The sequence below is a fragment of the Vibrio sp. CCUG 15886 genome, assembly GCF_028570825.1.
In the GTDB taxonomy this organism is placed as follows: Bacteria; Pseudomonadota; Gammaproteobacteria; order Enterobacterales; family Vibrionaceae; genus Vibrio; species Vibrio vulnificus_B.
In genome coordinates this window covers 669,589-692,923 of the sequence record NZ_JAQQBT010000001.1, presented here as the reverse complement: position 1 = coordinate 692,923, position 23,335 = coordinate 669,589, and the positions used below count along the sequence as shown (strand labels likewise).

Below are 23,335 nucleotides of genomic sequence, written 5' to 3'. Positions count from 1 at the left end.
CGTAGAAAACCCTCCGAACTGAATCGGAAGCAAAAAATTGTGGTGGAAGCGGTGGTGAGCGTTTAGCTCACCTTAAGTAAGAAAGAGGTTGTCTCTATAAGCGCAGTTTGGGGGCCAGTGGTTTACGAGACGGTTGAGCTTGAAGAAAGGGCAGCAACAGTAAGCCGATCACCGCCGCACAGATAGAGATGGTGACGAAGAAACCGGTCCAGCTGTATTCTTCCAAAATCAGTGCAAGCGGGTAGCCAGACAACGCCGCGCCCATGTAGGCAAACAGACCAACAAACCCCGTGGCTGCGCCAGCTGAATCTTTGTGAGAACACTCAGCGGCTGCCATGCCGATAAGCATTTGTGGGCCAAACACGAAGAAGCCAATAGAGAATAACCCCGCCGCTTGAAAGGCAAAGTTGGTTAACGGCATTAACCACAGAGCAGCAACAGACAAGAAAATACCGGCGGCAAATAGCAGATTCATCGGACCGCGGTTACCACCGAACAGTTTATCCGAGCCCCAACCTGCTACGAGAGAACCAACAAAGCCACCGATCTCGAACATCGACAATGCAGCGTTGGCGTTGATCAGAGAGTAATGGTGTTGCTCGGTAAGGTAGAGATTGCCCCAGTCATTGATTGCGGTGCGCACGATGTAAACCAGTACATAGCTAAAAGCGAGCAACCAAATGTATTTGTTGTTGAAAACATAGTGCGTGAGAATTTCGTGATAGCTGAGTCCTTGGCCATGTTTCTCTTGAGCCAGTTCGAGCGCATCATGACGCCACTGACCGACGGTGGGCAGCCCCTGAGTGGTGGGTTTATCTCTTAATCGCCAGCAAACAATAAGGCCAAGCAACACGCCGATAATGCCGGGAACAATAAAGCCTTCACGCCAACTGAAATGAAAAGTGAGGTAGCCGACCAATAATGGGATCAGTGCGCCACCCACGTTGTGGGCGGTGTTCCAAATTGCCCACAAAAAGCCGCGTTCTGAGCGCGAATACCAGGTTGTGAGGAGTTTGGAACAAGAAGGCCATCCCCAACCTTGGAACCAAGCGTTGAGCACCCACAAGATAGAAAGCGCAATCAGCGAGCTGGAAAAACCAAATACGATATTGATAATCCCTGAGGCGATCAGGCCCACACCCATAAAATAACGTGGATTAGAGCGGTCAGAAATCGTCCCGGAGATAAACTTCGATAGGCCATAGGTGATGTAGAAAAGCGTGCCGATTAAACCGAGATCGCCTTTGTCTAAGCCCAAATCAACAATCATGGCAGGCGCGGCGTAGTTGAAGGTTTTGCGAGTGAAATAAAAGCCCGCGTACCCAATGTACATGCCGATCATGATATGCAGTCGCCAGTAACGATAACGTTCATCAACTTGGCTTTTGTCCAAGGGAGCTTGTGTGTAGCTCGGAGATTGAAACAGTCCAAACATACGCGTTACACCTTCGGCAATGTGATGGCAATTTGCGCGCCAGTCACTTGATCGTTGAGAGAATAGATATACATTTTTCCGCCCAAAGCTTGCACACGCTCCTGCATACCGCGAATGCCCATGCCTTTCATGCACTCTTCGGTTTTAAAGCCGATACCGTTGTCTGCAATATTGAGAGAAAACTCGTCCCTAATGGACAGTTCGATAACGATGGACGTGGCTTCCGCGTATTTGGCGGCATTGTTCAGTGCCTCTTGGCACAAACGGAAGAGGGTGACTTTCAAAGTGTCACTGAGCGAGTGGTAATCACCTTGCCAATCGAGTTGAACGCGCGTGCCGTGGTTATCAAATTCCAATTCGCGAGTGAGCTGCTCGACGGACTCCTTCAAATCCAAATCATCCAGCATCTTTGGTCTCAACTTGCTTAAGAGACGCTTAGTGGTGTCGTAGACATTGAGAGAGAGCTGCTCAATGGTGTCGGCACAACGAATGTTCATTTCGAGGTTGTCGATACGTTTGATGATGCTCGCCTGCGTTCGAATCGCGGTAATGTTTTGGCCAATTTCATCATGAAGTTCTCGCGCCACATCTCGGCGTACCGATTCTTCCGCTTGAATCAACTGACGGGAGAGCGTTTGGTTGCGCGATAGCTCTCCGCGCAGTTGTTGGTTGAGATCCTTCTGTTTTTGCACCGCCAAGCCGAGCATGATGCCGGTTAGGGTTTGTGCTGACAGTGATAGCAACAAATCGGTGATTTCTAAGTTGGAAACTCCACTGCGTGCAGCAATCAGCGCCACACTGTTCAGCATGGTGGCCAATAGCGCGCCTTGCCAGCCATAGCGTAGCGCCAACACGATGATCGGAATCGCCATGCAAAACGGCGCGAATCGTTTTAATTCATCCGGCAAACTGGTTTGAATCAAAATACTGGTGATGAGTAACACCGTATACAAAACGATGTGGCGCACCTTAAATTCCACGGTATTGGCAAGCAGGTTTGAGGTGAGCGGAGACCATGGACTTTGAAACAAATAGTTCCAGAGCAAATAACACATAGGCAAGAGCATCAAACCGCCAGTAACGCTGGCAAGCCAGACCATGTAAACCGATTGAACATGAAACCCCACCGCCAGCACGTTGATGGACGCAGTGATGACAATAATGACCGCCATGATCGCCAAATGCTGGTTGTGATCGCCTCGGTAGTATTTCTTCGCTAGGCAGACAACCGGGATGCTTAAGACGCTCGCGACCAACACCATTAACCACTGTGGCTGATCAAGCAATAAGGCCAGCGCAACGGTTAATCCCCATTCCGCTAAGTAGATGGTTGGCCAAAATCGGGTGTGAGTGTGTAGCGTGATGCCAAGTCGCAGCGCAAACGGGAACAGCAAAATAGCCAACTCTGCGTCGTTGACAAAGTAGTAGGCGATCACCCACAGACAAAACCAAGCACAAGCGGTCATGAAAAAGCCGCACAGTGATGTGATGGTGTAACTGCGCATTAAAATGACTCTTGAGAGAACAGTTTTGCCAGCTCGACGTTGTTTTTTACGCCCAGTTTGTCGATGGCGTTAGCACGGTGAACATGAACCGTTTTGTGGCTTAACCCCAGCTCGGCAGCGATGGACTTTACATCCAACCCTCGCGCTAGCAACTGACACACTTCGTTTTCTCTGCGTGTGAGTTGGGTGAGGCTGGTGGCTTTATCGTTCGGTGTGGCGAGCTTCATTGCGATGTCTGGAGTAAGGTAACAACCACCTGCCGCGCTGGTTCTCACCGCTTGGACCAATTCATCAGGGCTGCAACGTTTGCTTAAATAACCTTTGGCACCCAGTTTGAGCGATTTTTCCACCATGGCAGGGGAGTCGTGCACGCTCAACATGATGCAGGCAATGCCGGATGGAATTTCACTGAGTAACGTTAGGCCGCTTTCATCCGCCATTGAAATATCGAGAATCACAACATCTGGCTTGCACGCAGGTAAGCCGATTCGTGCGTCCGCGACGGAGCCAAATTCTCCGACAACGCAAATGTCCGCCTCAAGATTTAATAGTTGGGCAAAACCAGAACGAACAATGACATGGTCATCCACAAGCGCTACGTTAATCATCATAACAACCACATTTCAGCAATACACAAACGACAGCGAGCTCATACGAGCTCAAGTAAAAACGGACTATGATACTAAATCGACATCTTGGTTTTAATGATCTAGCGCGCTTTGCAGGACAAAGCGCGCTGATGAATTAAGACTGGCTGGCCGCGAGTTCAAGTTTCTTCTTGTTATGTCGAATCTTTTTCTCTTCTGCGATAGCAACGAAGGCAAGAAGGACAATACAAATCATTGCTGAGGTATCCAGTGCCGCGAAGGTGCCTTTCCAACCGGTCAAACCAAAGATTGGTGTACCGTCTGCAATCATACCAAGACCAAGTTTGGCAAAGCTGTCACCGATTAGGTAAGCGAAGGTGCCTTTTACACCATCTGCCACACTGATGGCTTTCTTAGGAACAAAGCCAACCGCAGCAACACCGATAAGCAGTTGAGGACCAAACACGAGGAAACCAAGAACAAATAGCGATGCTAGGTACATGAACTCGCTTGTCGCGTGTTGGTAGAACTCAAGGGATACGATGATCAAAGCAAGAGACACACACGCCACTAAAGCACGACGACCGTTCGCCAAGTCAGAAAGGTAACCCCACATTAGCGTACCGACGAGTGCGCCCACTTCGAATAGGGTAAAACCGGAGATTGCCGCTTCTTTTGATAGACCAAGTTCTTGGTACGCGTAAACCGTTGACCATTGGTCGATACCGATACGCACGATGTAAAGGAAGATATTGGCAAAGCAAAGTAGCCAGATCACTTTGTTTTTCAATACATACTCAACAAAGATCTCTTTTTTGGTCATTTGATTTTCTTCAGCTGCAGTATCTTCTTCGCTGACGGCTTCATCAAAAAGTTCTTCAACTTTACCTAGGCCATAAGCCTCTGGTGAGTCACTACCAAAGCGCATGCCGATGAAACCCACGATGATGGCGATGATAGAAGGGAAGACAAACATACCAATGACGTGGCCATCGAATAGGTAGTTAGCACCGAACAGGGCAACACCAGCCGCACCAGCACCACCCACGTTGTGCGACATGTTCCAAAGACCTAGATAAGAACCACGTTTGTTGCGTGGTGTCCACTTCGTGATGGTTGAGTAACTAGAAGGGCCACCCGTACTTTGGAAGAAACCACTGAGCGCGTAGAACGCCACCATCAAGAACAAGCTGGCGCTGCCACCGCCCATGCTGAAGCTGAAACCAAGCATGGCAAGACCAGAAAGGATCAGCATGAAAGGGAGAAACTGCTTGGTGTTTTTGCCGTCAGCGTAGTAGGAAACGACGGTTTTACCGATACCGTAAGTAATCGAAAAACCAAGACCAATCAGACCCAAATCGGTCATGCTTAAACCGTAAGTGGAGATCATGTCGTTTTGCGCGACGTTGAAGTTTTTACGGATCAAATACATGGTCAAGTAACCAATAAATACCACAAGGTAAGATTGGATAAACGGCTTAAACCACATTTTGCGTCTTACTTCGACCGGAAGGTCGAGGGTCGGCTTCCGCACTTGTTCAAGGAATTTTAACATTGTGAACTCTCTTGTCATTGTGTCGTACACAGGTGAACTTTTGTCATTAACTGGCGACGATTCTAGAGAGCGAAAGAGCAAACCACATGAGAGGAGGGCTTAGATCGCCTAGGAAAAATTCCTAGAAACAGCAAAGTTGGAGAGAAAGCGTGAAAAGAATCACATTGAATATAAGAGAGGGATCTGAGAATCAAAGTAAATCAGAGCCAAAGGTGGCTCTGATATTTAACAACTAAAGTACGCAATACTTAGCGTAAGAGGTGGCTTCTTTAGCCGTCCAATCGCCTTTGGATTTTTCATCCATATCTTCACACCAACTCTTGCTACCAATCTCGTTGTTGAGTAGGCAGTGCTTGGCAAAGTCTAGCGTATTTTGTCCATTCCATTCGCTTTTCGGCTTATCGCGCATGTCGTTGCACCAGCTTTCACTGCCTACTTCACTGCAAGCTGACAGGGCGAGTACGCTTAGCAGGGCCAATAATGTTGTTCTCATTGCTTCCTCATTTTTGAGTCAATTTCTTTGGTCGCTACTATACAGAATGGATTGGGGTTTGTGTTAAATCATCGCGAAAATAGGTGGTTTTATTCGCATTAGAGGAATAAAAAAAGCCAGCCGTATCAGCGGCTGGCAAAGGCAGTGTTTAAAAGGGATTAATTGTATTGTTGTTCCAGCGCTTGCGCTTTAACAAAGCTTGGGTGACTGGCGAGTGTATCCGCGTAACGGGCAAGGTTCGGATACTGCTCAAGCAAACCAAATTGCTGCACAATCTCGACAATGAACGAGTTCATGATGTCGGCACCGGAGAGCGTCTCACCAACAAGGTAGTTTTTGCCCTGCAAGCTTTGGTCGAGATAACCCACCACTTTGTTGATCTCCGCATCTGCGTACTGAGCAAGAAACTGCGTTTGCGCGCCATCTTTGGTTAAAAAGACTTTAAGCAGCAAAGGCAAAATGCCGGAGCTTTCCGCAAAATGCAGCCATTGCAGATATTCCACGTACTCAGCGCTCTCTGGTGCTGGAGCCAATCGCAGTGGGGCGTGTTTGGCAATGAGGTATTCGGTGATCGCGCCTGACTCAGCAATCACTTTGCCATCGGCTTCGATGACCGGTGATTTGCCTAGTGGGTGGATCGCTTTCAGCTCTGGTGGTGCTAAAAACGTCACGCTGTCTCGCTGGTAGGCGACAACTTGATAGTCAACGCCCAGCTCTTCCAGCAACCAAATGATACGCTTTGAACGGGATTTGTTGAGATGATGTAGAGTGATCATACCTAGCTCCTAGCGTGGTTGATTGGTTTGGACGACCATTTTGCCGAAGTTTTTCCCTTCAAGCAGGCCAATAAAGGCGTCAGGCGCGTTTTCCAGCCCTTGGACAAGATGTTCACGATAGTGAATTTTTCCTTGTGCTAGCCATTGGGTCATGTCCGCGGCAAACTCACCATAGCGATGGCCGTAATCATCAAAAATGATGAAACCTTGCATCTTGATGCGTTTGATCAACAGTTGCGCCATCAGCATAGACATGCGATCTGGACCTTCTGGCAGTGATGTGGCGTTGTACTGGGAAATTAAACCACACAGTGGAATGCGTGCACCAGTGTTAAGCAACGGCATCACTGCATCAAAGACCTTTCCGCCGACGTTTTCAAAATAGATGTCGATTCCGTTGTGGCAAACTTTTGCTAATTGCTCGGCAAAGTCAGCCGCTTTGTGGTCGATACATTCATCAAAGCCCAGTGTATCTTTGGCAAATTGGCATTTTTCTTCGCCACCGGCAATCCCAATGACGCGGCAGCCCTTGAGTTTACCAATTTGTCCCACCATAGAGCCGACCGCGCCTGTTGCTGCGGCAACCACCAATGTGTCCCCTTCTTTGGGTTGACCAATATCCAATAGGCCCATGTAGGCAGTAAATCCAGGCATGCCCATCACACCAAGTGCATAAGAAGGGTGACTAGGCTGTTTGCCTAATTTGATCAAGCCTTCACCGTTGGAAAGCGCGTAATCTTGCCAACCTGTGTAAGCCAACACCCATTCACCCACTTCAAACTCGGCGTGGTTGGATGCTTCAACTTGGCAAACCGTGCCACCGACCATGACTTCATCGATACCAACGGGTTCGGCATACGATTTGGCATCACTCATGCGGCCACGCATGTAGGGATCGAGTGACAGATAAACAGAGCGTAGCAGCATTTCACCTTGGGCTGGCGTTGGGATGTCACTCTGTGTAAGCGCAAAGTTGTCTGCGGTTGGTGCGCCTACTGGGCGGGACGCGAGCACGATTTGACGGTTTGTAGGTTGAGTCATCTATTCTTCCTTTATTAGACCGGTCGTCTAGTGTTTGTTTCAAAAAATCCCGCCAGCAAGGCGGGGTGTCGATAACGTGTTTGAACGTTACCTTTTGAGTATCTGTTTGGTGCTGGCTAAGCACTGTTCTAAATGCGTTTGATCCTGCATTAACTTATTCAACAAGCTGGCACCTAGCCATTGTTGATAAAGCTGTTGTGCGGTAGCCGTGGCATTGTTTACCGAGATCGAACCATCATCAATGCCAGTTTGTACTGCGCTTGCCAACGCCAGAATAACGCGTTGTGCACCTTGCGAAAGTGTATGACGCATCGCTTCAGATAGGTCAGATACCTCAGCACTGAGCTTCACCACAAGACAGCGATTGGCATTACACACACCATTTTCAATGGAAAGCCAACGAGAAAAATACGAGATAAGGTTGTCAAAACCAGAGTCATTTTGCTGGTTAAAATGCGCCTCTAAGCGAGCAAGGTATTGATGAAAATATTCCTCAATCAATGCTTGGCCAAATTGCTCTTTCGACTTGAAGTAATGATAAAACGAGCCTTTCGGCACGCCTGCTTCTTTCAACAATTGCGACAATCCCACGGCAGTAAAGCCCTGGTTGACGACGAGTTGATAGCCAACGTCAAGAATGTGTTGGCGAGTGTCATTGGTTTTCGTATTCATGAGCGCCACTATAAAGGATATTAGACCAGTCGTCTAGTGTTTAACTGGTGTTTGATCTTATGACGATCAATTTGTTTTCTTTTCTCGTGGTTTGGTAATAGAATAGCGCCGCTTAAGGGAGTAGCCTTCCTCATGGTTTGAGGAGTGAATATCAACAGTCTCCGAGCTTAATGCTTGTGGTATTCACGTTCATCTGTTCTGGCAAGACTTAAGCAAAGTTTGAATTTGGGTAGCAATTCGAACTTTGCTTTGGTTTAAGCCTACCCGTAATGCGAGTAAACACACGAAAGTGTTGGCTTGTCATTGGGTCGTTCAGATGCAGAAACTCGCTTGATGCCTTTTCTCTTTCCCCTCGATGACACGCTTAAGTCCTCTTTCTCGAACCGTTTACTCGCCTGTGTGATTTATCTTTTCAGGATACAAACATGTTATTGGCAAGTGTTGCAATTGTATTGGGTTTTGCGCTTCTGGTTTGGAGTGCAGATAAGTTTGTCGAAGGGGCCGCTGCGAGCGCTAAGTATGCTGGCATGCCCGCACTATTGATCGGTATGCTGGTGGTTGGTTTTGGTACTTCAGCGCCAGAAATGGTGGTTTCGGCGATGGCGGCATTGGATGGTAATCCGGCATTAGCGTTGGGTAACGCGTTGGGTTCTAACATCGTCAATATCAGCTTGATTCTTGGTACCACTGCGCTGATCGCACCGATTGTGGTTCATTCCAACATCATTCGCAAAGAGATTCCGTTGTTATTGCTCATTACCCTATTGCTAGGGGGCATGTTGTGGAATCAAACCATTAGCTTGATGGAAGCTTTAGTGCTGTTAGCGGGCTTCTTTGCCGTGATCGGTTGGTCTATCTGGAGTGCAATGAGAGCGAAAAAAGACGCTCTAGCGACGGAATTTGAACAAGAACTGGATGTACCACAGCTTTCTAAAGGGATGGCGATTTTCTGGTTGATCGCCGGTTTAGTTCTGCTGATCGTCAGTTCAAGAATGCTGGTGTGGGGCGCTGTGAACATTGCTCAGCAATTGGGTATCAGCGATTTGTTGATCGGCTTAACCATTGTGGCATTGGGAACGTCGTTGCCTGAACTCGCTGCATCGATTGTGGCTGCAAGAAAGGGTGAACACGATATCGCCGTGGGTAACGTTGTTGGCTCAAACATGTTTAACTCATTGGCGGTAGTGGGCATCGCAGCCAGTATTGAGCCGATCGAAAATATTGGTTTAGAAGTCTTTTGGCGAGATTGGTCAACCATGCTGTTTGTTACGCTGCTATTACTAGTGACCGCAGTGCGCTTTGGTAAAAAACAGACCATCACCCGAACGGAAGGTGCTGTGCTATTAGGTTGCTATGTGGTTTATAACGGTTACTTGGTTTACGGTGCGTTGTAGGATTTCAACGGTAGATTAACCGCTAGAGCAAGTTGAACAATCCAGTTACCAATCAGAGTTGTGCATGGCAGGGCATGGTTGGTAACTGGAACACTTAAAGTGCATACCGTTTCTCGAATTCTTTCTGTTCCAAAATGTCTTCAATTCGCTTTCGAGTTTGGTGCTGTGTGAGTGGCTTTTGCTCATCAGCGTCCAATGTCTCTTTCTTGCTGGTTTTTTCTTTTTTCTTATCCATTTTCGCTCTCTTTCTGTGTTTTTCTTTGATGCTATCTATTGATGAAATACACCTAAAAGACCGAGAATGCACCTATTTTATTTCCACTGAGTGAAAAAATACTGCCTTGGTTCGATTTTTCACAAAAATCAAAGTTTAAATCGAAAACGCCGAGCTGAGTTTTGAGTGCAACATGTCGCGTTAATATATCACTGTTAAGTTGATGTATTTCTGCAGACCAATTTAAATTATCTTTGTAAATATTAAAGTTTATTTTGAACATGCTTTAAATTTTCTTCCTTTAAGTGTTTTTCACGTAATAGTTGATACCAATGACGTTGGCGAGTGGTTCTACGAGACATAAGTTCTCCGATGAATTTGATTAAATGAATATACAAAACCAATATGACACAGATGTGTCTACTCCTGTTCTGTTGGCAACAAAAAAGTCTTTAAAACTGTCGACAAACAGATCAGAGGTGTCTAATGAAGGTGATTGATTTTAAATGGATTAAACGATGGGGCAGAGCAGGAGATGGCGTGGCCGTGGTGACCACGCCATTAAAATTATAGCGCAGTTACGTTTGCAGCTTGTGGGCCTTTTTTGCCTTGCTCAACTTCAAATGTTACGCGTTGGCCTTCTGCCAAAGTTTTAAAACCTGTTGAAACGATAGAGTTGAAGTGAACAAACACATCGTTACCACCGTTGTCTTGAGAAATAAAACCGAAACCTTTCGTTTCGTTAAACCATTTTACTGAACCAGTTACTTTATTAGACATAGATACCTCTAAGTATTAAATTTTTCGATTAATTAATTGCTGATAACAAAAGCTATTATGGGTATTAAGGAAAAGCTGTCGCAGAGGCTAAACGAAGGGTATCGAAAGATAACTGAGATTAAACTTGAACTAAATCTATCATGAATAGCTCATTTGGTAAGAGCTGATGATTACTATACACACTTTTTATTTATTAGATAGCTTTATTTTGTTTTTAAGCAAATTATTTTTTAGCATGGTTAAAAATAAAAGAGAGGTGCTTTTAAACCTCTCTCTTTTGTGACATGCCTTTGCTGGTTGGTTTTAGCCTTGCTTACGAATCAAGTAATCAAACGCTCCCAAGCTCGCTTTTGCCCCTTCGCCCATTGCGATGATGATTTGCTTGTAAGGCACGGTTGTCGCGTCACCAGCGGCAAATACACCTTCTAGGCTGGTTTCACCACGGCTACCGATCTCGATTTCGCCGCGAGCAGAAAGCTCAACGTCAGAATCTTTTAGCCACTCGGTATTCGGCACAAGACCAATTTGAACAAAGATACCAGCAAGATCTAACTGCTTGATCTCATCAGTGTTGCGATCTTTGTATTTCAAGCCAGTCACACGTTTACCATCACCAACCACTTCAGTGGTTTGAGCCATGGTGATGATATCGACGTTAGGCAGAGAGTTCGCTTTATTGATCAGCACTTGGTCAGCGCGCAATGTGTCAGCAAACTCCAAAACCGTCACATGTTCTACAATACCTGCAAGGTCAATGGCCGCTTCGATACCGGAGTTACCACCACCAATAACAGCGGTTTTCTTGCCTTTGAACAAAGGGCCATCACAGTGTGGGCAGTACGCCACGCCTTTATTGCGATAATCTTGTTCACCAGGGACGTTCATTTCACGCCAACGAGCACCTGGGCTGAGGATAACGCTGTTACTTTTAAGCGTTGCACCACTTTGTAGATTGACGTGAATTTTGCCATCTTCCGTGTATTGCGCGCCCATCAGCTTTTCAGCTTGCTGCTCTGTGATGATATCAACACCGTACTCTTTCAAGTGCTCACCAAGGTTAGCCGCCAGTTTTGGACCTTCCGTGTGTTTGACTGAAATAAAGTTTTCAATCGCCATAGTGTCCATCACCTGACCACCCAAACGCTGAGCAACAATACCGGTGCGAATGCCTTTACGCGCTGCGTAAATCGCAGCGGCTGCACCTGCAGGGCCACCACCGACAACGAGAACGTCATACGGATCTTTGTCATTAAGGCTTGCCGCCGCTTTTTCTGCTGCGCCATCGTCCAATTTGTTAAGAATTTCTGTCAATGACATGCGGCCTTGACCAAACAGCTCACCGTTTACAAAGACGCTCGGTACCGCGAGGATGTCACGCTGCTTCACTTCATCTTGGAACAGGGCTCCATCAATCATGGTTGCGCGAATTTTCGGGTTAATCGCCGCCATCATGTTGAACGCTTGCACCACATCCGGACAGTTTTGACATGAAAGGGAAATAAAGACTTCCACATCGAGTTCTTTGTCTAGTTGTGCAATCTGTTCGATGGTTTCTGCATCCAGTTTGATCGGGTGACCACCTGAATGAAGCAGGGCAAGAACCAAGGATGTAAATTCATGACCCATTGGCAAACCTGCAAAGCGAAGCGCAGTGCTTTTCTCTGGGTTAGTCACCGTCATAACGGGCTTGCGTGTGCTCGCAGCATCATCACGGACAACGGTGATCAGCGGGCTTAGTTCCGCGATTTCATTGGCGAGCGCAAGAATATCTTGTGAGCCTTTACTGTCATCTAGGCTGACCACTAAACGGACGTCTTGTTTTAGATTTGTTAGATACTGGGTTAACTGTTGCTTGATCGCTTGGTCTAGCATACTCGAATACCTTTATAGTTTTTTTAAATTGGAGAGCGGTCACTCTGGATATCAGGGGAGAGTGAGCCGAGCATTTAGGTCGTCAAGTAAAACGCCCGGCCCACTCTTTAACTTAAGGGGTAATCAACGCAAATGGTTAGATTTTGCCAACTAGGTCTAGTGAAGGAGCTAGAGTTTGTTCGCCTTCTTTCCATTTAGCAGGACATACTTCGCCTGGGTGTGCAGCAACGTACTGAGCTGCTTTGATTTTGCGTAGTAGGTCCTCTGCGTCACGGCCGATACCTTCTGCTGTAATTTCAACCGCTTGGATAACACCTTGTGGGTCGATAACGAAAGTAGCACGGTCTGCAAGACCTTGACCTGGGCGCATTACACCAAAGTTGTTGGTGATGTTGCCAGTTTGGTCGCCCACCATGAAGTATTTGATTTTGCCGATAGTGTCAGAGCTGTCGTGCCACGCTTTGTGAGTGAAATGCGTGTCAGTTGACACTGAGTACACTTCCACACCGCGAGATTGAAGCTCTTCGTAGTGGTCTGCTAGGTCACCAAGTTCAGTCGGACATACGAAAGTGAAGTCCGCTGGGTAGAAGAAAAATACCGACCATTTGCCCAATACGTCTTGTTCAGTGATGTCAACGAATTTGCCATCTTTGTATGCTGTTGCGCTAAATGGTTTGATAGTAGTGTTAATCATATTCTTGATTTCCTTTAAGTTTGTTAGGTTTGGCATCGCTTGCCTTCGGGAGGTATATTCCCATTCTGACCCACGAAAGGAAAATTGCTTGTGGCTATTCTATTGATAGGCTTTTTCTATTTTACCTGAGGGATTAAAGGCGTTATTTGAAAAGTATTGCCTATTAATGGCAGTGTTTTGATAGGTGCTATCGGTATGGTAGCGTTGTGGAACCATTCTCTAAAGCGCTTCTGCTCTGCTGGCTTAGGGCTTTCTGGGCTAAGGCTTTCTGGCCAATGAAACTTTTGAGTTCGGTTGCTTGTTGAGCTGACGGCTGATTTGCCAACCAGTTTGGATGAGTACATCAAGATCGACACCAGTTTCTATGCCCAATCCTTGACACAAATAGACCACATCTTCACTGGCGACATTGCCCGACGCCCCGAGAGCATAAGGGCATCCACCTAGGCCAGCCACACTGCTGTCTATCGTATTGATGCCCATCAGTAGCGATTGATAGATATTGGCAATCGCTTGGCCATAGGTATCGTGAAAATGCACGGCAAGGTGTTCACATGGCACTTGTTTCATCACTGTATCGAGCATGGTGGCGACTTTACGTGGCGTGCCTGTACCAATGGTATCGCCAAGTGAAATCTCAAAGCAGCCTAACTGATATAGCGCAGAAGCTATGGAAGCCACTTGGCTGGGCGGGGTTGCACCATCGTAAGGGCAGTCAATGACGGTAGAAAGGTAACCTCGTACGGGGATGTTGAGCTGCTTGGCTTGTGCCATTACAGGTTGAAAGCGCTCTAGGCTTTCGGCAATGGAGCAATGAATATTGTGTTGGCTAAACCCTTCACTGCAAGAGGCGAAGACGGCGACGTGATCCACTTGGGCAGAAACAGCGGCTTGAAAACCCTGCAAGTTAGGTGTGAGGGCACTGTATTGAACTCCCAGACTGCGGTGAATTTGTTCAAACACAGCAAGAGAATCTGCCATTTGTGGCACTCGTTTAGCAGAAACAAAGGCGCCCACTTCGATGCGCGTTAATCCGGTTTGAGAGAGGGCGTTGATCAGCGACACCTTGTTATCGGTGGAAACGGCGTGTTCGTTTTGTAAGCCGTCACGAGGGCCAACTTCAACAATCGTGACGTGTTTAGGCAGGGTTAAGTTCTCTGCAGAGAAGCGTCTCATTCAAGCTCCCTTTTGGCCGGACACCAACTGGGTAACCTTTTGCTGAAAAATGCATTGAGCCCTTCTTGGCCTTCTTCACTGCAACGAATATTGGCGATCATGGCACTGGTTTTGTCGATCAACGGCGATTCGATGGGCATGGATGCGCAATCTTGGCAGAGCCGTTTTACTTGTTGCATCGCTTTTGGACTGTTGTGCAATAGGCGCTGGGCCATCGATTGTGTGGTCTGCGGCAACTGTTTCTCGTCGTTAACCACAATGTGCACCAATCCCATTTCCAGTGCGGTATTGGCATCAAAGGTTTCGGCACTGAGCATGTAACGTCGAGCATGTCGTTGCCCCAAACTTCGGCAGACATACGGCCCAATGGTGGCAGGAATCAACCCTAATTTAACTTCACTCAAACAGAAGCGGCTTTCCGCGGTGGCAATGGCGATATCGCAACAACAAATCAACCCAAGTGCACCACCAAAAGCCGCACCTTGAACACTGGCGATGGTGGGGGCAGGGAAGTGGTCGAGGGTTTGCATCAACTTGGCCAAGCGTTTTGCATCTTCAAGGTTAGCGACTTCGTCTTGCTCTGCCATGGCACGCATCCAGTTGAGATCGGCCCCAGCCGAAAAGTGTGGCCCGTTGGCGTTGAGAATCAAAACCCGCAATTGTGCGTGTGAAGTGAAGGTTTCTAGCGCTTCAATCAATGCGCGGATCAGGTCGGCATCAAAGGCATTGTGCTTTTCAAGCCGATTAAGGGTTAACGTGGCAACCCCTTGCTCATCGATATTGGTTAATAACGCCTGTTTAACCATGGGCTAACTCCCCAACGTGTGACTGTTTACATACGGAAAATACCAAACTCACTGTCACCAATCGGCGCATTCAAGCTTGCGCGTAATGCACGACCAACGATGGCGCGAGTCTCTATGGGATCGATGATGCCGTCATCCCACAATCGCGCACTGGCGTAATAGGGATTACCTTGGCTTTCATAGAGTTCAAGAATCGACTGACGATAATCGTGTTCATCTTGCTCTGGCCAGTGTTCCCCTTGGCGTGCTTTTACGTCACGACGCACCTGCGTGAGCACCCCTGCCGCTTGCTCGCCGCCCATGACCGAAATACGGGCGTTGGGCCACATCCACAACATAGTGGGATCATAAGCCCTGCCACACATGCCGTAATTGCCCGCACCATAGGAGCCGCCGATGATCACGGTAAACTTAGGCACGTCGGCACACGCCACCGCCATCACGAGTTTGGCGCCGTGCTTCGCAATGCCTTCTGCTTCGACTTTTTTCCCCACCATAAAGCCAGTGATGTTCTGTAAAAAGAGTAGTGGAGTTTTGCGTTTTGCGCACAACTCGATGAAATGTGTGCCTTTTTGCGCCGATTCAGAGAAAAGAATGCCGTTGTTGGCCACAATCCCGATCGGGAAACCCAGCAAATGCGCAAAGCCACACACTAAAGATGGGCCGTACATCGCTTTAAATTCGTCAAAGTCGGAGTCGTCGACCATTCTGGCAATCACTTCACGAACATCAAAAGAGAGCCGCAAATTAGCATTGACGATGCCGTAGATCTCATCGGCTGGGTAGCGTGGTTCAAGAACGGCTTTGGGCGCGCATGGTAGAGCGGGGACGTTGCAACTCTCGATGGCTTGGCGAGCCAGTTGCAGAGCGTGTTGTTCATCCAAGGCGTAATAATCCGCCACGCCTGATTTTTTGCAATGCACGTCCGCGCCACCCAACTCTTCTTCGCTGACAATTTCACCCGTTGCGGCTTTGACCAGCGGTGGGCCACCTAAAAATATCGTGCCTTGCTGGCGAACTATGATGGATACATCGGCCATCGCGGGGATGTATGCGCCGCCAGCGGTGCATGGGCCAAGGACAACGGCAATTTGAGGAATGCCAGCGGCCGACATGCGAGCTTGATTGTAGAAAATTCGCCCAAAGTGATCTTTATCGGGAAAGACTTCCGCTTGATGAGGCAGATTCGCACCGCCGGAGTCCACCAGATAGACGCAAGGCAGCTGACATTTCATCGCGATCTCTTGCGCTCGGAGGTGTTTTTTCACCGTGAGTGGGAAATAGGTGCCGCCTTTGACCGATGGATCGTTGGCGATCACCATGCATTCGATGCCCTGAATCTGACCAATGCCCGCCACGACGCCCGCACAGGCGATGGGTTCGTCATAGACATTCCACGCGGCAAATTGGCCGATTTCAAGTAGTGAGGTGTTCTCGTCAAGCAGCTTGGCGATCCGCTCACGAACGGGTAACTTGCCTTTCTCTCGCTGGCGCTGCTGCGCTTTTACCCCTCCGCCTTGATGCACTAAGTTTAAGTTAGCACTCAGCTTGCGCACCAATTCCGCCAAGGTTTGGTAGTTTGATTGATAGAGGGCATCTTCTTTGCGTGCTTTTGTCGGTAAAACAGCCATGTTCCTTCCTTAGCGGGCATCGCTTCGCCTCGCTGACATTAGCGAGATTCGTTAAACAGCTCTCTGCCGATGAGCATGCGGCGGATTTCCGAAGTTCCAGCACCAATTTCGTACAGCTTGGCGTCACGAAGCAGGCGGCCAGTGGGGAACTCGTTGACGTAACCATTGCCGCCGAGCAGTTGAATGGCATCAAGTGCCATCCGAGTGGCCAGTTCGGCGCTGTAAAGGATCACGCCAGCAGCGTCTTTGCGTGTCACTTCTCCGCGATCGCACGCTGCCGCGACGGTATAGACGTAACTGCGTGCCGCGTTCATTTGGGTATACATGTCCGCCAATTTGCCTTGCACTAATTGGAACTCGCCAATCGGCTGGCCAAACTGCTTACGATCGTGAATATACGGAATCACCGCATCCAAACAGCTGCGCATAATGCCGAGAGGTCCTCCGGCCAACACCACGCGTTCGTAGTCCAAACCACTCATTAACACCCGCACGCCGTGGTTGACTTCACCCAACACGTTCTCCTTAGGCACAAGGCAATCTTCAAACACCAATTCGCTGGTGTTTGAGCCGCGCATGCCCAATTTGTCGAGCTTCTGAGCCGAGTGAAAACCGGGGAATGCACGTTCAACAATAAACGCGGTAATGCCATGCGCCTCGGCTTTGGGATTGGTTTTGGCGTACACCACCAATGTGTGCGCATCGGGGCCGTTGGTGATCCACATTTTGCTGCCGTTGAGCACAAAATGATCGCCTTTCTCTTTTGCTTTCAACTGCATGCTCACCACGTCAGAGCCGGAGTTGGCCTCGCTCATGGCGAGTGCGCCAATGTGCTCGCCAGAAATCAATGCAGGCAAGTAATGGGCTTTTTGCTGCGCGTTGCCGTTACGGTAGATTTGGTTAATGCACAGGTTGGAGTGGGCACCATAGCTCAGTGCCACGGAGGCGGAGGCGCGACTGATCTCTTCCATTGCAACGACGTGCGCGAGATACCCCATATCTGCGCCGCCATATTCTTCACTGATGGTGACGCCGTGCAATCCCATTTCACCCAGCTTAGTCCACAAATGATCGGGGAAATGGTTGGCACGATCGATGTCTGCCGCCAGTGGCGCGATATGTTCGTTAGCAAAAGCATTGACCTGTTCTCTGAGCAGATCGATGGTGTCGCCAAGTCCGAAATTGAGTGGTTGAAACCTATCTTTCATAGCGCCTCCTGAGCAGCCATGCGGGTGTTTCACTACCTATCCCGAGGGTGGATTTATCGCACTGGTTAAGCCCGTTTTGAGCGGCTGGCAAGTTCATGCAGTGCGTGTTGGCAGCGCTGTTTGGCTGCATCGAGCTCGCTCATGACCACGCTAATATCGTCGAGCTGGCGCTGCAAAATCGCTTGCTTCTCATCAATGATATTGAGCATTTTGACCAATTGAGTTTCGCTTTGGCGCAGATCATACAGCTCGAACAGTTCACGTATTTCCGCTAATGAAAAGCCGAGCCTTTTCCCTCGCAAAATCAATTTCAGCCGCGTTTTATCACGGCGCTGATAGATTCGGGTGTTGCCTTTGCGCTCTGGTTGTAACAAGCCAACGTCTTCATAGAAACGGATACTGCGCGTCGTGATGTCGAACTCTTTTGCCAGTTCGCTGATTTTAAACGTTTCCATTTCAGACCCCCTTAGAGGTATTTATGCGATGTTGATGAGCCACAGCATGGCACGCGAGGTGTTCATGAAAATTGCCATTGTTAAAAAAATGCTTCTTTACGTTTACGTAAATGTTAGTGCTATGCTTACGTAAACGTCAAGAAAGCCGCCAGAGCGAATTTGAGTAAAACGCGTTTCTCGCGGCAGGGAGCGAATATGGCGAAATCAATTTGGATAGTGGCAGCAAAACGTACCCCGATAGGGCGATTCCAAGGGGCGCTTGCAGCGCTGAGTGCACCGCAATTAGGCGCTGCCGCGATTCATGCGGCGATGGATGCCGTTTCGTTGTCCGCGCAACAAGTGGATGAAGTGTATATGGGCTGTGTGTTGCCCGCAGGGTGTGGTCAAGCCCCCGCACGGCAAGCGGCACTGAAAGCCGAATTGGGTTATTCCACGCCTTGTACCACAGTCAATAAAGTGTGTGGCTCTGGGATGAAAGCGGTGATGTTGGCCTATGATCAGCTCAAAGCGGGTGATAAGTGCTGCATGATTGCAGGGGGAATGGAGAGCATGACCAATGCCCCATATCTATTGAAAGAGTCGCGCAGCGGCATGCGAATGGGCCACAAAACCACCTTCGATCATATGTTTCTTGATGGATTGCAAGATGCCTATGAGGGCCATTTGATGGGCGTTTATGCGCAGCAAATCGCTGACAAACTCAATTACACCCGAGAGCAAATGGACACTTGGGCCATTCAATCGGCGCAGCGTGCGACTCAGGCACAGCACGAAGCGCAGTTCAAAGAGGAAATCACCCCGATTTTTCTCGAAGGACGCAGCAGCATGACGCTGGATCATGATGAGCATCCAACCACCATTCAGCTCGACAAAATTCCCAAACTGAAACCCGCGTTTGCCGATGACGGTACGGTGACCGCCGCCAATTCCAGCTCGATTGCGGATGGCGCAGCAGCACTGATATTGGCCGATGGTGATTGGGCCGAAAAACAAGGCTTAACACCGCTGGCGATCATTCGCGGCCACGCAAGCCATGCTCGCTTGCCCGCCGAGTTTACCGTCGCACCCGTTTACGCGATTGAGCAACTGCTCAGCCAGCTCGATTGGGGAGTCGACGAGGTGGATTTGTGGGAGATCAACGAAGCGTTTGCCGTCGTGACACAAATTGCTATCCAGCAGCTCGGCTTAGCCGCGGATAAAGTGAACATCAAAGGGGGGGCCTGTGCGTTAGGCCACCCTATTGGCGCCAGTGGTGCCCGAATTTTAGTCACTTTGATTCACAGCTTGCGTCAACTACAAGCGTTGGGCACCAATGGCGACGCTAAGTGCCGTCGCAGTGTCAAAGGTGTGGCTGCGCTGTGCATTGGTGGTGGTGAAGCGACCGCTATTGGTATCGAAATTCCCGTGTTTTGAGCGGCCAATACAGCTGTGACATTAACACGATGCAACGAATGAAAACGACGCAATGAACGCAGACGCAAACAGAATCAGGGCGAATGAAACCATAAGGAAAGCCAACATGACCCAATCAGTACCTCTTTTTATCCAAGGTTCGTTTGTCGAATCTCAGAGCAACGAATGGATTGATGTGACCAATCCAGCCACCGGCGAGGTGATTGCTCGTCTGCCTTGCGCCACGCCAGCAGAAATGACCAGTGCGATTACCTCTGCAAGTGAAGCGTTTCAATTATGGAAAGAGGTTGCGGTCTCTGAACGAGCCAGATTGATGTTGCGTTATCAGCATTTGCTCAAAGAAAACCACGATGCGCTGGCGCAATTGCTCTCTCAAGAAACGGGCAAAACCCTTGCCGATGCCAAAGGCGATGTGTGGCGAGGGATAGAAGTGGTGGAACAAGCGGCCAATATCTCCAGCAATATGATGGGAGAAACGGTGGAAAATGTGGCCACTGATATCGACAGCTACTCCCTAATCCAGCCACTGGGTGTGTGTTGTGGTATTACGCCGTTTAATTTTCCTGCCATGATCCCGTTGTGGATGTTCCCGATTGCCATTGCCAGTGGCAATACGTTTGTACTGAAACCTTCTGAACAGGTGCCGTTGACGTCGGTGCGTTTAGCGCAACTGTTTGCCGACGCTGGTGCGCCGGATGGGGTGTTGCAGATCGTGCATGGTGGTAAAACGCAGGTCGATTTTCTTCTCACGCATCCTGATGTTCGCGCCGTTTCGTTTGTTGGCTCGGTGCCGACCGCGCAATACATCTACCAAACCGCCACGCAAAACTTCAAGCGTGTGCAGGCGTTTGCTGGAGCGAAAAACCATATGGTAGTGATGCCCGATGCCAATAAAGCGCAGGTACTCAGTAACCTAGTTGGTGCCTCGGTAGGAGCCGCTGGGCAACGTTGTATGGCGATCTCCGTGGCGGTATTGGTTGGTGATGCCAAACATTGGGTGGCGGATCTCAAAGCTGAGCTGGCCAAAGTCAAACCCGGTGCGTGGGACGATGCCACGGCAGCCTATGGCCCGCTTATCAGCGCCGCCGCCAAGCAGCGCGTGTTGGGCTTAATTGCTGAAGGCAAAGCGCAAGGCGCGGTGTGTGAGCTCGATGGCAGTCAATGCCAAGTGGCAGGATACCCTAACGGCAACTGGGTTGGCCCAACGCTATTTAGTGGTGTCACCACCGAGATGAGCATCTATCAGCAAGAGATCTTTGGCCCGGTGCTGGTGTGTCTGGAAGTAGACAGCTTGGAAGAGGCGATTGCGCTGATTAACCGCAATCCGTATGGCAATGGCACCTCGATTTTCACCGCCAATGGCGCCGCGGCGAGAAAATTCCAACATCAGATCCAAGTGGGGCAAGTGGGCATCAATGTGCCAATCCCAGTACCACTTCCTTTCTTCTCATTTACCGGCTGGCGCGGCAGTTTTTATGGGGATTTGCATGCTTACGGCAAACAGGCGGTGCGTTTTTATACCGAGACCAAAACCGTCACGGCACGTTGGTTTGAAGAGGACTTGCCTAGCGGGCCAAACATGACCATTCAACTGCGTTAGCGGCCAATGCACGCCTTGAGGAATGAGGAAAAGAAAGATGGATTTTGAACTCAATGAAGATCAACGCGCCTTTGCTGACACGGCAGCGCAGTTCGCCCACGAGAAATTAATGCCCAACGCGGCAGTGTGGGATGAGACGCAGTTTTTTCCTGTTGAGGTGCTCAAAGAGGCCGGGGAGCTCGGCTTTCTCAGTCTGTATGCGCCGGAAGAGCAGGGCGGTCTGGGCATGAGCCGGTTGGATGCGGCGATCATTTTTGAACAACTGTCGATGGGTTGCACCTCCACCACCGCCTTTATGACCATTCATAACATGGTCAATTGGATGGTGGGAAGTTTTGCCACGCAGGAAGTGAAATCGCTTTATTGCCAAGGGCTTAACTCAGGTGACTTGCTTGGCTCCTATTGTTTGACCGAACCCAACTCAGGCTCTGACGCCGCATCATTGAAAACCACCGCTACGCGCCAAGGGGATGAATATCGGATTAATGGCGCGAAGGCGTTTATTTCAGGGGCGGGGGAAACGCAAGTGTTGGTTGTGATGGCGCGTACAGGGGGCGAAGGGGCAAAAGGGGTCTCGGCGTTTGTGGTCCCAGCGGATGCGCAAGGGGTCAGCTATGGACGAAAAGAACCGAAAATGGGCTGGAATAGTCAGCCAACCCGTTCTATTACTTTTGATAACGTGCGAATTCCGCTTAATCACCGTTTAGGCGAAGAAGGGGAAGGTTTTCGCTTCGCCATGAAAGGGCTTGATGGCGGTCGTATTAATATTGCGACCTGCTCGGTGGGCACCGCGCAGCAGGCGCTGAATTTGGCCACGCAATACGTTCAAGAGCGAAAACAATTTGGCCACACGCTCGCTGATTTCCAGACGGTGCAATTTCGTTTGGCGGATATGGCGACAGAGTTGGTTGCCGCAAGACAACTGGTGCGTTTTGCGGCCAGCAAACTGGATAAGGGCGACCCAGATGCGACAGCGTATTGTGCGATGGCCAAACGCTTTGCCACGGACGTTGGCTTTAAAGTGTGTGATGAAGCGCTGCAACTGTATGGCGGCTATGGCTACATCAAGGAGTATCCGCTGGAGCGTTTTTTCCGCGATGTACGCGTGCATCAAATTTTGGAAGGCACCAATGAAATTATGCGTTTGATTGTGGCTCGTCGTTTGCTGTCACAGCAATCCAGTTTGCTCTAGCGACTAACAATCCAAGGAGAAAAGGAATGTCTGACATATTTCCACCGAGTGAAAACGGTATTTCACTCTCCCTCAATGGTCATGTGGCAACGATCACCATGGTCAATCTTCCTGCCAATACATGGACGGCAAACTCTCTGATAGAGCTAAAAAAGACGGTGTTAGCACTGAATGACAACAAGGCGATTTACGCCTTAGTGCTGACCGGGGACGGCGAAAAGTTTTTCTCCGCTGGGGCCGATCTTAAATTATTCGCTTCGGGAGACAAGGGCGTCGCGGTGGACATGGCGCGTATTTTCGGTGAAGCGTTCGAGACACTTTCTGCTTTTCGCGGCGTTTCTATTGCGGCCATCAATGGTTATGCCATGGGCGGTGGGCTAGAAGTCGCACTGGCTTGTGATATTCGCATTGCCGAAGAGCAGGCGGTACTCGCCTTACCCGAGGCGAAAGTGGGGCTGCTGCCTTGTGCGGGGGGCACGCAAAACTTAACGGCCTTGGTCGGCGAAGGGTGGGCCAAACGCATCATCTTATGTGGTGAGCAAGTGAGCGCGGAAAAAGCGCTGAGCATCGGATTGATCGAAGAAGTGGTGGCCAAAGGGGAAGCGCTGAGTGCAGCACAAGCGTTGGCGCAGCAAGTGGCCAACCAGTCCCCCAGTTCAGTTTCTGCCTGTAAAAAGCTGATTCAGAATACGCGCCAAGCGCCGCTGTCGATGGGGCTGATACGTGAGCGCGAGTTGTTTATTCAGTTGTTCGACACGCAAGATCAGCAAGAAGGTGTGCAAGCATTCCTCGAGAAACGCGCACCACAATGGAAAAATCAGTAGTCACGCTGAATA

Annotated in this window: 22 protein-coding genes; 5 read left to right on the top strand and 17 right to left on the bottom strand. The window is 49.3% G+C overall.

Annotated elements, in window-relative coordinates; translation table 11 throughout:
* Positions 1–94: 94 nt before the first annotated feature.
* The 8 genes from PQQ36_RS02910 to PQQ36_RS02875 all read right to left on the bottom strand — a co-directional run bounded on the left by PQQ36_RS02910 (position 95) and on the right by PQQ36_RS02875 (position 8,064).
* Entirely contained in the window at positions 95–1,435 is a 1,341-nt protein-coding gene (locus tag PQQ36_RS02910; RefSeq protein WP_011081462.1) for an MFS transporter, read from the bottom strand.
* Positions 1,436–1,440: 5 nt separating this feature from the next.
* Positions 1,441–2,940, bottom strand: coding sequence for a signal transduction histidine-protein kinase/phosphatase UhpB (gene uhpB, locus PQQ36_RS02905; protein ID WP_273660309.1), 1,500 nt, complete (start codon positions 2,938–2,940; stop codon positions 1,441–1,443).
* On the bottom strand, positions 2,940–3,548 hold the full coding sequence (uhpA, locus tag PQQ36_RS02900; protein WP_026130890.1) for a transcriptional regulator UhpA: 609 nt from the start codon (positions 3,546–3,548) through the stop codon (positions 2,940–2,942). Before uhpA ends, uhpB begins: the two co-directional genes overlap by 1 nt.
* A gap of 136 nt (positions 3,549–3,684) precedes the next feature.
* On the bottom strand, positions 3,685–5,082 hold the full coding sequence (gene uhpT, locus PQQ36_RS02895) for a hexose-6-phosphate:phosphate antiporter (RefSeq protein ID WP_011152339.1): 1,398 nt from the start codon (positions 5,080–5,082) through the stop codon (positions 3,685–3,687).
* Positions 5,083–5,314: 232 nt separating this feature from the next.
* Positions 5,315–5,575 (bottom strand): DUF3012 domain-containing protein, encoded by a 261-nt coding sequence (locus tag PQQ36_RS02890; protein WP_011081458.1) that lies wholly within the window; start codon positions 5,573–5,575, stop codon positions 5,315–5,317.
* A gap of 158 nt (positions 5,576–5,733) precedes the next feature.
* Positions 5,734–6,351: a glutathione S-transferase family protein gene (locus PQQ36_RS02885; protein ID WP_045598129.1), complete on the bottom strand. Its 618-nt coding sequence runs from the start codon at positions 6,349–6,351 to the stop codon at positions 5,734–5,736.
* 9 nt (positions 6,352–6,360) lie between these two features.
* Entirely contained in the window at positions 6,361–7,392 is a 1,032-nt protein-coding gene (locus PQQ36_RS02880; protein ID WP_111416273.1) for an NADP-dependent oxidoreductase, read from the bottom strand.
* 87 nt (positions 7,393–7,479) lie between these two features.
* A complete protein-coding gene (locus PQQ36_RS02875) occupies positions 7,480–8,064 on the bottom strand; it encodes a TetR/AcrR family transcriptional regulator (protein ID WP_011081455.1) in 585 nt (194 codons plus the stop codon).
* A gap of 425 nt (positions 8,065–8,489) precedes the next feature.
* Here PQQ36_RS02875 and PQQ36_RS02870 point away from each other — a divergent pair, with 425 nt between their 5' ends.
* Positions 8,490–9,458, top strand: a complete 969-nt coding sequence (locus PQQ36_RS02870; protein ID WP_011081454.1) for a calcium/sodium antiporter — start codon at positions 8,490–8,492, stop codon at positions 9,456–9,458.
* Positions 9,459–9,552: 94 nt separating this feature from the next.
* Here PQQ36_RS02870 and PQQ36_RS02865 read toward each other — a convergent pair whose 3' ends face one another.
* The 9 genes from PQQ36_RS02865 to PQQ36_RS02825 all read right to left on the bottom strand — a co-directional run bounded on the left by PQQ36_RS02865 (position 9,553) and on the right by PQQ36_RS02825 (position 18,294).
* The gene (locus tag PQQ36_RS02865) at positions 9,553–9,693 is read right to left on the bottom strand and encodes a hypothetical protein (RefSeq protein ID WP_167524325.1); all 141 of its coding nucleotides are present in this window, start codon (positions 9,691–9,693) and stop codon (positions 9,553–9,555) included.
* A gap of 546 nt (positions 9,694–10,239) precedes the next feature.
* A complete protein-coding gene (cspE, locus tag PQQ36_RS02860; RefSeq protein ID WP_011081453.1) occupies positions 10,240–10,452 on the bottom strand; it encodes a transcription antiterminator/RNA stability regulator CspE in 213 nt (70 codons plus the stop codon).
* A 303-nt stretch (positions 10,453–10,755) separates the two neighbouring features.
* A complete protein-coding gene (ahpF, locus tag PQQ36_RS02855; RefSeq protein ID WP_273660305.1) occupies positions 10,756–12,324 on the bottom strand; it encodes an alkyl hydroperoxide reductase subunit F in 1,569 nt (522 codons plus the stop codon).
* 136 nt (positions 12,325–12,460) lie between these two features.
* On the bottom strand, positions 12,461–13,018 hold the full coding sequence (gene ahpC / locus PQQ36_RS02850) for an alkyl hydroperoxide reductase subunit C (protein WP_011081451.1): 558 nt from the start codon (positions 13,016–13,018) through the stop codon (positions 12,461–12,463).
* Positions 13,019–13,276: 258 nt separating this feature from the next.
* Complete coding sequence (locus PQQ36_RS02845) at positions 13,277–14,194, bottom strand: hydroxymethylglutaryl-CoA lyase (protein ID WP_273660304.1); 918 nt, start codon at positions 14,192–14,194, stop codon at positions 13,277–13,279.
* Entirely contained in the window at positions 14,191–15,000 is an 810-nt protein-coding gene (locus tag PQQ36_RS02840) for an enoyl-CoA hydratase-related protein (protein ID WP_017791000.1), read from the bottom strand. The genes PQQ36_RS02845 and PQQ36_RS02840 overlap by 4 nt, the downstream gene beginning before the upstream one ends.
* Positions 15,001–15,026: 26 nt before the next feature.
* Positions 15,027–16,631: a carboxyl transferase domain-containing protein gene (locus PQQ36_RS02835; protein WP_017790999.1), complete on the bottom strand. Its 1,605-nt coding sequence runs from the start codon at positions 16,629–16,631 to the stop codon at positions 15,027–15,029.
* A 38-nt stretch (positions 16,632–16,669) separates the two neighbouring features.
* Positions 16,670–17,839 carry an isovaleryl-CoA dehydrogenase gene (locus PQQ36_RS02830; protein ID WP_015728057.1) on the bottom strand — a complete coding sequence of 390 codons (1,170 nt, stop codon included), beginning with the start codon at positions 17,837–17,839 and terminating at the stop codon, positions 16,670–16,672.
* Positions 17,840–17,904: 65 nt separating this feature from the next.
* On the bottom strand, positions 17,905–18,294 hold the full coding sequence (locus tag PQQ36_RS02825) for a MerR family transcriptional regulator (RefSeq protein ID WP_011081446.1): 390 nt from the start codon (positions 18,292–18,294) through the stop codon (positions 17,905–17,907).
* Between the two features lie 195 nt (positions 18,295–18,489).
* Here PQQ36_RS02825 and PQQ36_RS02820 point away from each other — a divergent pair, with 195 nt between their 5' ends.
* The 4 genes from PQQ36_RS02820 (at position 18,490) to PQQ36_RS02805 (ending at position 23,323) form a co-directional block, all read left to right on the top strand.
* Positions 18,490–19,707, top strand: coding sequence for a thiolase family protein (locus PQQ36_RS02820; RefSeq protein ID WP_108653476.1), 1,218 nt, complete (start codon positions 18,490–18,492; stop codon positions 19,705–19,707).
* Positions 19,708–19,813: 106 nt separating this feature from the next.
* Positions 19,814–21,307 (top strand): CoA-acylating methylmalonate-semialdehyde dehydrogenase, encoded by a 1,494-nt coding sequence (locus tag PQQ36_RS02815; protein WP_182291666.1) that lies wholly within the window; start codon positions 19,814–19,816, stop codon positions 21,305–21,307.
* Positions 21,308–21,344: 37 nt separating this feature from the next.
* The gene (locus PQQ36_RS02810; RefSeq protein ID WP_182291665.1) at positions 21,345–22,499 is read left to right on the top strand and encodes an acyl-CoA dehydrogenase family protein; all 1,155 of its coding nucleotides are present in this window, start codon (positions 21,345–21,347) and stop codon (positions 22,497–22,499) included.
* 26 nt (positions 22,500–22,525) lie between these two features.
* Complete coding sequence (locus PQQ36_RS02805; RefSeq protein WP_225470321.1) at positions 22,526–23,323, top strand: enoyl-CoA hydratase; 798 nt, start codon at positions 22,526–22,528, stop codon at positions 23,321–23,323.
* The last annotated feature ends 12 nt before the right edge of the window (positions 23,324–23,335 follow it).

Bases quoted from the DNA above. Each gene is read 5' to 3' on its own strand.
- PQQ36_RS02910 (WP_011081462.1), bottom strand. From the start codon at position 1,435: ATGTTTGGACTGTTTCAATCTCCGAGCTACACACAAGCTCCCTTGGAC.
- uhpB (WP_273660309.1), bottom strand. From the start codon at position 2,940: ATGCGCAGTTACACCATCACATCACTGTGCGGCTTTTTCATGACCGCT.
- uhpA (WP_026130890.1), bottom strand. From the start codon at position 3,548: ATGATTAACGTAGCGCTTGTGGATGACCATGTCATTGTTCGTTCTGGT.
- uhpT (WP_011152339.1), bottom strand. From the start codon at position 5,082: ATGTTAAAATTCCTTGAACAAGTGCGGAAGCCGACCCTCGACCTTCCG.
- PQQ36_RS02890 (WP_011081458.1), bottom strand. From the start codon at position 5,575: ATGAGAACAACATTATTGGCCCTGCTAAGCGTACTCGCCCTGTCAGCT.
- PQQ36_RS02885 (WP_045598129.1), bottom strand. From the start codon at position 6,351: ATGATCACTCTACATCATCTCAACAAATCCCGTTCAAAGCGTATCATT.
- PQQ36_RS02880 (WP_111416273.1), bottom strand. From the start codon at position 7,392: ATGACTCAACCTACAAACCGTCAAATCGTGCTCGCGTCCCGCCCAGTA.
- PQQ36_RS02875 (WP_011081455.1), bottom strand. From the start codon at position 8,064: ATGAATACGAAAACCAATGACACTCGCCAACACATTCTTGACGTTGGC.
- PQQ36_RS02870 (WP_011081454.1), top strand. From the start codon at position 8,490: ATGTTATTGGCAAGTGTTGCAATTGTATTGGGTTTTGCGCTTCTGGTT.
- PQQ36_RS02865 (WP_167524325.1), bottom strand. From the start codon at position 9,693: ATGGATAAGAAAAAAGAAAAAACCAGCAAGAAAGAGACATTGGACGCT.
- cspE (WP_011081453.1), bottom strand. From the start codon at position 10,452: ATGTCTAATAAAGTAACTGGTTCAGTAAAATGGTTTAACGAAACGAAA.
- ahpF (WP_273660305.1), bottom strand. From the start codon at position 12,324: ATGCTAGACCAAGCGATCAAGCAACAGTTAACCCAGTATCTAACAAAT.
- ahpC (WP_011081451.1), bottom strand. From the start codon at position 13,018: ATGATTAACACTACTATCAAACCATTTAGCGCAACAGCATACAAAGAT.
- PQQ36_RS02845 (WP_273660304.1), bottom strand. From the start codon at position 14,194: ATGAGACGCTTCTCTGCAGAGAACTTAACCCTGCCTAAACACGTCACG.
- PQQ36_RS02840 (WP_017791000.1), bottom strand. From the start codon at position 15,000: ATGGTTAAACAGGCGTTATTAACCAATATCGATGAGCAAGGGGTTGCC.
- PQQ36_RS02835 (WP_017790999.1), bottom strand. From the start codon at position 16,631: ATGGCTGTTTTACCGACAAAAGCACGCAAAGAAGATGCCCTCTATCAA.
- PQQ36_RS02830 (WP_015728057.1), bottom strand. From the start codon at position 17,839: ATGAAAGATAGGTTTCAACCACTCAATTTCGGACTTGGCGACACCATC.
- PQQ36_RS02825 (WP_011081446.1), bottom strand. From the start codon at position 18,294: ATGGAAACGTTTAAAATCAGCGAACTGGCAAAAGAGTTCGACATCACG.
- PQQ36_RS02820 (WP_108653476.1), top strand. From the start codon at position 18,490: ATGGCGAAATCAATTTGGATAGTGGCAGCAAAACGTACCCCGATAGGG.
- PQQ36_RS02815 (WP_182291666.1), top strand. From the start codon at position 19,814: ATGACCCAATCAGTACCTCTTTTTATCCAAGGTTCGTTTGTCGAATCT.
- PQQ36_RS02810 (WP_182291665.1), top strand. From the start codon at position 21,345: ATGGATTTTGAACTCAATGAAGATCAACGCGCCTTTGCTGACACGGCA.
- PQQ36_RS02805 (WP_225470321.1), top strand. From the start codon at position 22,526: ATGTCTGACATATTTCCACCGAGTGAAAACGGTATTTCACTCTCCCTC.